A 9,254-nucleotide genomic window follows, 5' to 3' on the forward strand; every position below is an offset into this window, starting at 1 on the left:
CGATGCCGTACGATCATCGTCTCGACAACAACGCCCGGCGAGCTTCGGGAGGGCGGGCAGGCTCTTGATCGGTGACCCGCGAAGTCGCTCGCATCCTGTTGACTGCTGTCATGGCAGTGTCATATGTGGCCCGTATATCCATCATATCTGGATTTGCGGATACATGGACAAGAAGATTGCATTGGCCGCGCTGGCGGCGCTCGGACAGGAAACGCGCCTCGACATCTTCCGGCTTCTCTTGAAGGCAGGGACGGAGGGCGTGCCTTCCGGCGAAGTCGCTTCCAGGCTCGGCGCGGTCCAGAACACCACGTCGGCGCACCTGAAAATCCTGCATCACGCGGGCCTTGTCCGTACCGAGCGGGACGGCCGCGTCGTTCGTTATGTCGCCGACATGACCGGGTTCCGCGACCTGCTCGCCTACCTGATGGAAGACTGCTGCAACGGCTCGCCGGAGCTGTGCCGCCCCGTCATCGATGCGGTCACCTGCGAATGTTAGAAGGAACCTGGGAATGAGCGACGATCCATTCAACGTGCTGTTCCTGTGCACGGGCAACTCGGCGCGGTCGATCCTTGCCGAGGCTATCCTGAACCGGGTAGGGCAGGGCCGCTTCAAGGCGTTTTCGGCAGGTTCCCAGCCCAAGGGAGAGGTGCATCCCTTTGCCGGGCAGCGCTCGACGGATTGCTCGCCAGGCTCCAGCCCGTCTCGCTCGTCTCGCTGCTGGCGACGCTGGTCCTGCTGTTCGGCTTCCAGGGCGAGCACATCATAGCCCAGCCTCTCGTGATCGCCCTTCTCGCCGTGCCGATCCTGATCCAGGTCTACTTCAACTCCGGTCTCGCCTACCTGCTCAACCGGATCTCGGGGGAGCGGCATTGCGTGGCGGGCCCGTCGGCGCTGATCGGCGCGTCCAACTTCTTCGAGCTTGCCGTGGCGGCCGCGATCGCCCTGTTCGGCCTGAACTCGGGCGCGGCGCTCGCCACCGTGGTCGGCGTGCTGGTCGAGGTTCCGGTGATGCTGTCGGTCGTCTGGATCGTGAACCGCAGCAAGGACTGGTATGAGGAAGGCTCAGCCGTCGCTCCGACCGTGATCAGGAACCCTGCCGAATGACGATCACCATCTACCACAACCCGGACTGCGGCACGTCCCGCAACACCCTCGCCATGATCCGCCAGTCCGGCGAAGAGCCGGAGGTGATCGAATACCTGAAGACGCCGCCGTCGCGCGAGAAGCTGATCGAGCTGATTGCCGCGATGGGCATCAACCCGCGCGAGCTGCTGCGCGAGAAGGGCACGTCCTACGCGGAACTCGGGCTCGGCGATCCAAAGTGGACGGACGAAGAACTGATCGGCTTCATGACCGCGCATCCGATCCTCATCAACAGGCCGATCGTCGTCACGCCGAAGGGCACGAGGCTGTGCCGTCCTTCGGAGGCGGTCCTGGACATCCTGCCAAATCCAGACATCGGACCGTTCACGAAGGACGACGGCGAGGTCGTGATCGACGCGTCGGGCAGGCGCGTGCGCTGACGCTATTTCGATTTTTCTCGAAGCAGGGTTGACCTGCATGCGATGCCATCTATATTTCCAAGTAAATCGAAATTACGCTCACGTTGCATCGTGCACGAGTGCCTGGAGTTCGCCGATGACTGACGCCGCACGTCCGATGGACACCTTCCCGAACATTGACGAGGACCAGTTCCAGCCTCTCGACCCGGCCGCGCTTTTCGACGCACCGCGCGCCACGCACCCGCCACGCATCCTGATGCTCTACGGGTCCCTACGGGAACGCTCCTATTCCAGATTTACGACGGAAGAAGCGGCGAGAATCCTGCGAAGGCTCGGTGCCGAAGTGCGCATCTTCAATCCTTCCGGACTGCCGCTTCCGGATTCCGCGCCGGCCGATCATCCCAAGGTCAAGGAACTGCGCGAGCTGTCCCTGTGGTCGGAGGGCCAAGTCTGGTGCTCGCCGGAGCGGCACGGTGCCATGACAGGCATCATGAAGGCCCAGATCGACTGGCTGCCGCTGTCGCTCGGCGGCGTTCGCCCGACCCAGGGCCGCACGCTCGCGGTCATGCAGGTCAGCGGCGGTTCCCAGAGTTTCAACGCCGTCAACCAGCTTCGGGTTCTCGGCCGCTGGATGCGGATGTTCACGATCCCCAACCAGAGCTCCGTCGCCAAGGCGTTCAACGAGTTCGACGAGGCGGGACGGATGAAGCCGTCGTCCTATTACAACCGGATCGTGGACGTGATGGAGGAGCTGATGAAGTTCACCCTGCTGTTGCGCGATCGGACTGGCTACCTGACGGACCGCTATTCGGAGCGCGTCGAGACCGCGGAGGAGGTTTCCAGGCGGGTGAACCAGCGGTCGCAGTGACGCTAATTCGAGAGTCCTCGAAATTCCCTTTGACGGCGACATCGCGGATATGTAGGTTAATTCCATGAAACTCGAAAAAGCAGCATTGCAGCTCGAGGCCCTGGGCAATCCGACGCGGCTGCAGCTCTACCGCACGCTGGTGCGGGCTGGCGACGAGGGCCTACCCGTCGGGCGGATTCAAGACAAGCTCGACATCCCGGCCTCCACCCTTTCGCATCACCTTAAGCGGCTCATCGACACGGGCCTCGTCTCGCAGGAGCGGCAGGCGACCACGCTGATCTGCCGTGCCCATTATCCTGCGATGCAGTCCCTGATCGGCTATCTCGCCGACGAATGCTGTGCCGACGGTTCCTGTCCGCCAGTCGCCAGGAAAGCCGAACTCACCTGATCGTTCTGTTTTTTTGCCGATTAATTCGAACATGCCAGAAGATCGAAGCTATCAACATGACGTTTCCTCCCGATCTTCCGGTCGCTGTCATCGGTGCAGGCCCAGTCGGCCTCGCCGCCGCGGCACATCTGGCCAGCCGAGGTCTCCGGCCGCTGGTCCTTGAGAAGGGTGCGAGCGTCGGGGCTGCGCTTCTCGAGTGGGGGCACGTCCGGGTCTTCTCTCCTTGGCGATACAACGTCGACGAGGCGGCGCGCGGCCTCCTCGGACGGACTGGCTGGCGCGCTCCCGATCCCGACAGGCTGCCGACCGGGGGCGAGATTGTGCGCGACTACCTCGTTCCGCTCGCGGCGGTTCCGGAGATCGCGTCGAACCTGAGGCTAGGGGCGACGGTTACGGCCATCGCGCGCCAGGGACACGACAAGGTCTCGAACGAGGGCCGCGAGGCTTCGCCGTTCGTCGTCCACTACCAGGACGCGGAAGGGGAGCACCGCGTGCTCGCCCGGGCCGTGCTGGACGCGTCCGGCACTTGGGCACGCCCCAATCCTATCGGCGTTGACGGTCTCCGGGTTCCTGGCGAGCAGGAGGCGGGGGACCGGATCGCCTATGGCATTCCGGACGTTCTCGGGGCGGCCAGGAGCGACTACGCCGGGAAGCGCGTTCTCGTCATCGGCGGTGGCCACTCGGCGATCAACGTCGCGCTCGCGCTCATGGAACTTCAGAATGAGGCCCCCGGAACCGAGATCTTCTGGGCGCTCCGCAGGAACGGCGTGGAGAAGCTCCTCGGCGGCGGGCTGAACGACCAGCTGCCCGAGCGTGGCGCGCTGGGGTTAGCCGCGAAGCGGGCGATCGAGGACGGCACGTTGAACATGCTGGCCCCGTTCTCGGTCGACCGCGTCGAAACCGATGGCGACAGCCTCACCGTCGACGCGACGCTGGCGGGAAAGCCTTTCAGCCTGACTGTGGACCGGATTGTCGTCGCGGCTGGCTTCCGTCCCGACCTGTCGTTCCTTGGTGAACTCCGCATTGCGCTCGACCCGGCCGTCGAAGCGCCGCCGGCGCTCGCTCCACTGATCGACCCGAACTTCCATTCATGCGGCACGGTCCCGCCGCATGGAATCGAGGAACTCGCCCACCCGGAACCGGGCTTCACCATCGTCGGCTCGAAGTCGTATGGTCGCGCGCCGACCTTCCTGATGGCTACCGGATACGAGCAGGTTCGGTCCGTCGTCGCGGAGATCGGCGGCGACGCGAAGGCCGCGCGCGAAGTTCACTTGGTGCTGCCCGAGACTGGCGTTTGCAATGCTGTGCCTTCAGCCGGGGACCGCGATGGCGCATCGGGGTGTTGCGGCGGTCCTGTTCCTGAAGCTGTCGACGCTTGTTGCGTTGACGACGCAGTGGCCAAGGAACTTGGGGACGCAGGGTGCGGATGCGGAGAACGGGTATCTGAACCCGCTCCCGCCGCGTCTGCCGGGTGCTGCCGGAGCGCCGCGTGAAGCCAGCAGGAGAAGGCGCGGGAACCGGATGGTTCATCAGCGCCCTGGGAGCCGCCCAGATATGCTCGTGGGGAACGCTGTTCTACGGCTTCCCCCTGATCGCGGAGGCTATGCGGACCGACCTCGGCTGGTCAAAGCCCGAGCTTTATGGCGCGGCTACGCTCGGCATGTTCCTCGCTGGGCTGGCTGCGTATCCGGTCGGTTCGGCAATCGACAGAGGCCACGGCCGCGCGCTCATGTCCCTCGCGTCGGCGATCGCCGGGGTGCTGCTTGTCGCTTGGTCACAAGTTTCCAGCCTGACAGCGTTCTATGCCGTCATGGCGATTCTAGGATGCATGCAGGCAGCGACACTCTACGAGCCCGCTTTCGCCGTGATAGCACGGCGGGTGGGACCCCTGAACGCGCGGCGGGGATAACGACCCTGACGCTCTGGGGCGGCTTCGCCAGCACGGTGTTCATTCCGCTCATCCAGTTGCTGATCGACATCTATGGATGGCGAGGCGCGCTCCTTGGCATGGCCGCCGTGAACGGCATCGTCTGCGGCGGCCTGTACCTGATTGCGATTGACCCTTCCAAGGATTCCCCGGCGCGGATCGCGCACCCGGACGAGGTGGCGCCGCTGGCCGGGAAGCACGCCGCGGCGGCAGCCATGAGGAAGCCGTCTTACTGGGGGCTGATGCTGGCCTGGGTCTCCTACGCTGCAGCCTTTTCGTCGCTCACCTATCACTTCTACCCCTTGCTACTGGAGCGCGGCCTGGACGCTGCAGGGGTCGTGACGGTCATGGCCGTGATCGGTCCGGCACAAGTCATCGGGCGGATTGCGATCATGGCGTTCGCGCCTCGCGCTCCCGTGAAGGCGATCGGATCGGCGGTCGTGATCGTGTTCCCCCTTGCCGTGATCGGCCTGTCATTCGCCCCGCCTGAAGTTTCGGCGATCGCCGCGATCGCCGCCTTCTATGGGGCAGCCAACGGCATGATCACCATCGTGCGGGGGATAGCCGTGCCTGAAATGGTGACGCGGCAAGCTTACGGCGCAGTCAATGGCTCTCTCGTCGCTCCGATGAACCTCATGCAGGCGGCGGCTCCACTTGCGGCAGCCGTCATATGGCAGCCAGCGGCGGCTACGATGCCGTCCTGGTGGCCATTTTTGCGGGTTCTCTCACCCTGTGTCTTGGCTTCTGGTTTGCAGCCGGAAAAAGCCGATAGACGTGTGATAGAGAGGAGCATCGCTTCGACGAGCGGCTCCCCGCTGTTCGGACGCCTTCGGAGGACTTGGAAGCAGGAACGCACGCCGTTGCATCGAGAGCCGAATCCAGATTCAGTTGGGCCATAGAACCATGGCTCAACGCGTTCCAACCCTTGCTGAACTGCTGTACTGCACGTCTGACGGAAAGCGGACTGTCGCCGAGTCAGCCGATACGGGCGAATCCGTTCACATCGACGGAGCCCAAAGGGGCCTTGCCTGCCGATGTGTCTGCCCCGGGTGCGGCAGGGCGATGGTCGCGCACAAGGGGGTCCGCAGGCAGCATTTCCAGCACGCGGCCGCGGCAGAAGGTCGGACGTGCACGTCGTCCGGCGAAACGGCGCTTCACAAGTTCGTGACGAATGGGAGGAGACTGCCGCCGCGCACGGACTGGCGTCGGTAACTGCGGCTGAGGGTCTTGCCGTAGGATTCCTGATCCGAGAGGAAGAATGGAAGGCTTTCGCGCTCCTCCAGTTCGGCCTCGCGGCAAAGGAAGGCTTCAGACGCAAGGATGTGTTCTCGGCGATCAAGGCGAACGGTTGGGTGGCGCAGCGTTTCGGGTATGTCGGCGAAGAGGTGGCCGCCTCCATGCGGCGGGCCGCCGAACGCGACCTGAGGACGCCGTGGGAGGCGGTCGGCGATTTTCTCGACGGGATGGAGAAGGCCGGAATGCTCATGCCTCCGGACCTTCGGGGACGGATCGCCGGAGGAAAAAGGCTCTACGGCGCCATCAAGGAAGCGGCGGACCTCCGGGAGCGACCCGGAAAGAGGAAGGAGCAACTCCGCGGCCTTGTGAGCCAGACACTGTCTCCGGTGCGGGCCGCCTTCAAGGAGGGCTTCGACTTCGAGGCCTGGCTTGACCTGCCGGACGGGAATGGAGTCGCGCCTTCCCAAGCCATCCTGTCAGACGACGGGAGTTTCGAGGAACTTGCCGGAAAGCTCGAGCGCCTGCGCGCCGAGATGTGGATGCGTCCGCCGCAGGTCACGGAATCTCTGGGGCTTCCGGTGCTCGAGGAAGCGCAGGCGCGGGCGGCCGCTCACTGCGCTGCGGAGGAACGGCGGGCAAAGGAGGCCGCGGAGAAGGTCGAGCGCGAAGCCGGAGATCGCGAGGCGAGCTTGGCTAAATCCGTGATGGCAGCGATGGGCGCCGCCTCGGAACGGATGTCGTCACCGCAGGATTCGCTCGGCGGCCTCTCGCCGGCGGCGATGGCGCGCAGGTCGCAGTCCTACTGGAAGGCATCCGATGCTCTCGACCGCTGGAGGTCAGCCGTAAGGGAGGAAGGGGAACGCCAGGCCCGCCGCCGCCAAGGCCGACTTCAAGAGGGACGACTACGCAAAACTGTGGATGCGCCAGCCGCAGAACGCACTCAAGGGAAGGCGACCCGAGGAGTTCTGCATGGATGCCGAGACCTTGGCAACCTGCGTCAAACTGCTGCCGGGGAGGGCGCGGAAACGCTGATCCGTGGTAGCGCGGAACGTGTCGTCTGCTCTATTGTAAGAATCGGGCGAGGCTCGCGTGCGGCGTCAATGCCACGTGCGAGGGAGGGGATTAGCGGGTGCAGGACCTGGAAACTCAGATCAGCAAGCTGAGTCCTTCGGACTTGGAGAAGCTTGTCGAGTCGTGGGTCAAGGGCGGCGACAGCGGCTATCGCGGCTGGGAACGGCCTGCAGGTGGCGGTGACCGGGGGCATAGACGTCGCCGGCCTGGTGTCCGACCGCGGTTTCGAAGGCGGGTGGCACGACTACCAGTGCAAGCATCTTTCCCGGACGCGGGGCGAGCCTGAGACGTTCCCGGAAGTCGGAAAGGTGCTCTACTACGCCTCGCGCGGCGAGTTTCCCGCTCCTCTGAGCTATTCCTTTGTCGCCCCTAGCGGCGTTTCGCGGCCAGCCCGGCCATGGCTCAGGCAACCTTCGAAGTTCAAGGCCGAGATGTTGGGCGCCTGGGACGCACGGTGCGCCGCCCATGTGATCAAGGGTACCCGGTCCCGATGGACGATGCTCTGCGGAGCACGATCGAATCCTTCGATTTTGCTCGGGCGACAAGGCTTCGGAAGCGCTGCTGGCGCTTCTCGACATCGCGGCCGCGCTCGTCGTGGAGAAGGAAACGGGGAAGAAGGCCCCGTTCAGCTTCTGCCACTTCATCCCGTATGTCTTGGTGCCCGAAAGGAGCATGATCGACGAAGCCAGTCCGATAGCGTCAAGACGGGGAACCCTCGGGACGCTCGAAAAGAACGTCTTCAGGTTCCTGCCGACCGGCCGCGACGACTCTGCGGTCGTCGCCGTAGCGAGCAGGGAGACGTTGCAGGCCGCCAACGCAGGCAAGACGGAACTGCTTCGCGAGATGCTGGAGGGAGTGGAAAAGGAGCTGTCGGCCGTCGATAGCGTCGAAGGCATCCCGCGCAAATGGAGCGGCTGGAGAAGACCGTCGCCGAGCACGGAGAGACAGTCCGTTCGAGGCAGGCGGAGCTGGACCTCCTCGTAGCAGAGCGGCGGAACCTGCTCGACCAGCGCGCTGACGCGAGCGCGAAGGCGGGCGAGATCCATGCCATGCTGAGGCGCTTCGCCGAGCTTGCCGAGGTCTACGAATCGGACATCCAGCGTCTCAAGAGTCTCGAAGAGGGCAGCTTCCTGCTGCTGCGCTTCGCGGACAAGCCGTGCTCCCCGCCCAGGAGATCAGGGCAGGGACCAGGCTGGCCAATGCCCGTGACCTGCTGCGCTATGCCCCGATGGCATTGTCCGCTTGGCGACCGCGTCCGGCTGCTCGCTGCTTTGGAACGCGGGTCGCCGTCATGAAGGCCCATCGAAAAATCGCCGACATGAAGGACCGTGTCGTCCGGCATCACGACCGAGTTCCATGCGCGGATCAGGAACTCATCCATTTCCACTGTGCTTGAAAAAGTCTGTTGCAGGCCGTCGGCATCAGCGCATGCGAAAAATGGGTGTCTGCTGTGTAGCGATAAGTCATGGGAGCATGTAGCGTCGGACGACGCGCGCCTGAAGGCACGCTGGCGGCGTCACATTGCTATTCGGATCGAGAGCCTCTGCATGGCGTGCACTCCAATTAGATCACCGAACTTGCGTCCAAGATCAAATTGAGGGAGACCGATAGCTGGGTCTCTCTCAGACGTCCACCTGCCATGGCTGGCTCGTTGACAGGCGATTTTTGGGAACTCCAGGATTCGTCTCATCTAATGTTGCGTGTCGGTTTTGGTCATTCGACCGTTCAATAGCCCGCAGGGATTCAACTGGGCAGAGCGTAGAGTTGTCGGTTGCAGACACGCGCTTCTGCAAGGCTTCCGGACGACGTCGACGTTCGCGGCGTAGAGCCGCATGCATGACGCGTCCGAGACGCGAACGCTCGAAAATTCTCTAGCAGACATTCACGCCCGTCATTTTTGACGCCAAGGTGGGCATTCTCGACGCCAAGATGGGCTATGCAGACTTTTGAGTCGAAATACAGAACTTATGAGTCAAAATGCAGCCGGGCTGCATCCCGATGACGGCGCCATATCATGTCAAAGCAAGTTAGAGATGAGACGGGTTTAGCAAAGTAGAAATGCGACAGTGACGCTATTGTCTGCAAAGTAGAAATGCCGCTGCGAGGTTCGATTGGCCGCGACGCGAGCCCCCGACCGGGCGGCGCTGGTCGGGGTTGCAGAGCCCGGTCGGGGGCGATCCAGCTTGGCTCCCGGCTTTAGATTCCATGAGGCGTGAACCGCGCCCGGCGCTCTGCGAGAGTGTGGTTGCACAGATGCAATC

At 63.7% G+C, this 9,254-nt stretch carries 9 protein-coding genes and 2 pseudogenes; all 11 read left to right on the plus strand.

All coding sequences use genetic code 11. The features are described 5' to 3' along the window. The first annotated feature begins 163 nt into the window (after window positions 1–163). The 11 genes and pseudogenes from ACLKMW_RS04460 (at window position 164) to ACLKMW_RS04510 (ending at window position 7,977) form a co-directional block, all read left to right on the plus strand. Window positions 164–496, plus strand: a complete 333-nt coding sequence (locus tag ACLKMW_RS04460; RefSeq protein WP_415723155.1) for an ArsR/SmtB family transcription factor — start codon at window positions 164–166, stop codon at window positions 494–496. A gap of 13 nt (window positions 497–509) precedes the next feature. After that, window positions 510–669 (plus strand): annotated as a pseudogene (locus ACLKMW_RS04465) (arsenate reductase/protein-tyrosine-phosphatase family protein); the annotation flags it as partial. Further along, a pseudogene (locus ACLKMW_RS04470) lies at window positions 662–1,105 on the plus strand (arsenic resistance protein); the annotation flags it as partial. The pseudogenes ACLKMW_RS04465 and ACLKMW_RS04470, both read left to right, overlap by 8 nt. Next, complete coding sequence (gene arsC, locus ACLKMW_RS04475; RefSeq protein WP_415723156.1) at window positions 1,102–1,524, plus strand: arsenate reductase (glutaredoxin); 423 nt, start codon at window positions 1,102–1,104, stop codon at window positions 1,522–1,524. The pseudogene ACLKMW_RS04470 and the gene arsC, both read left to right, overlap by 4 nt. Window positions 1,525–1,639: 115 nt before the next feature. Then, complete coding sequence (arsH, locus tag ACLKMW_RS04480; protein ID WP_415723157.1) at window positions 1,640–2,371, plus strand: arsenical resistance protein ArsH; 732 nt, start codon at window positions 1,640–1,642, stop codon at window positions 2,369–2,371. A gap of 64 nt (window positions 2,372–2,435) precedes the next feature. After that, entirely contained in the window at window positions 2,436–2,759 is a 324-nt protein-coding gene (locus ACLKMW_RS04485; RefSeq protein WP_415723158.1) for an ArsR/SmtB family transcription factor, read from the plus strand. Between the two features lie 56 nt (window positions 2,760–2,815). Continuing rightward, the gene (locus tag ACLKMW_RS04490) at window positions 2,816–4,252 is read left to right on the plus strand and encodes an FAD-dependent oxidoreductase (protein WP_415723159.1); all 1,437 of its coding nucleotides are present in this window, start codon (window positions 2,816–2,818) and stop codon (window positions 4,250–4,252) included. After that, window positions 4,249–4,668 (plus strand): MFS transporter, encoded by a 420-nt coding sequence (locus ACLKMW_RS04495; protein ID WP_415723160.1) that lies wholly within the window; start codon window positions 4,249–4,251, stop codon window positions 4,666–4,668. Before ACLKMW_RS04490 ends, ACLKMW_RS04495 begins: the two co-directional genes overlap by 4 nt. Then, window positions 4,584–5,585 (plus strand): MFS transporter, encoded by a 1,002-nt coding sequence (locus tag ACLKMW_RS04500; RefSeq protein ID WP_415723161.1) that lies wholly within the window; start codon window positions 4,584–4,586, stop codon window positions 5,583–5,585. Before ACLKMW_RS04495 ends, ACLKMW_RS04500 begins: the two co-directional genes overlap by 85 nt. 228 nt (window positions 5,586–5,813) lie before the next feature. Then, window positions 5,814–7,085, plus strand: coding sequence for a hypothetical protein (locus tag ACLKMW_RS04505; RefSeq protein ID WP_415723162.1), 1,272 nt, complete (start codon window positions 5,814–5,816; stop codon window positions 7,083–7,085). Window positions 7,086–7,587: 502 nt separating this feature from the next. Next, window positions 7,588–7,977 carry a hypothetical protein gene (locus ACLKMW_RS04510; protein WP_415723163.1) on the plus strand — a complete coding sequence of 130 codons (390 nt, stop codon included), beginning with the start codon at window positions 7,588–7,590 and terminating at the stop codon, window positions 7,975–7,977. Window positions 7,978–9,254: the final 1,277 nt, after the last annotated feature.

This window comes from Borborobacter xinjiangensis (genome assembly GCF_047739745.1).
Classification (GTDB): Bacteria; Pseudomonadota; Alphaproteobacteria; order Rhizobiales; family Rhizobiaceae; genus Pseudaminobacter.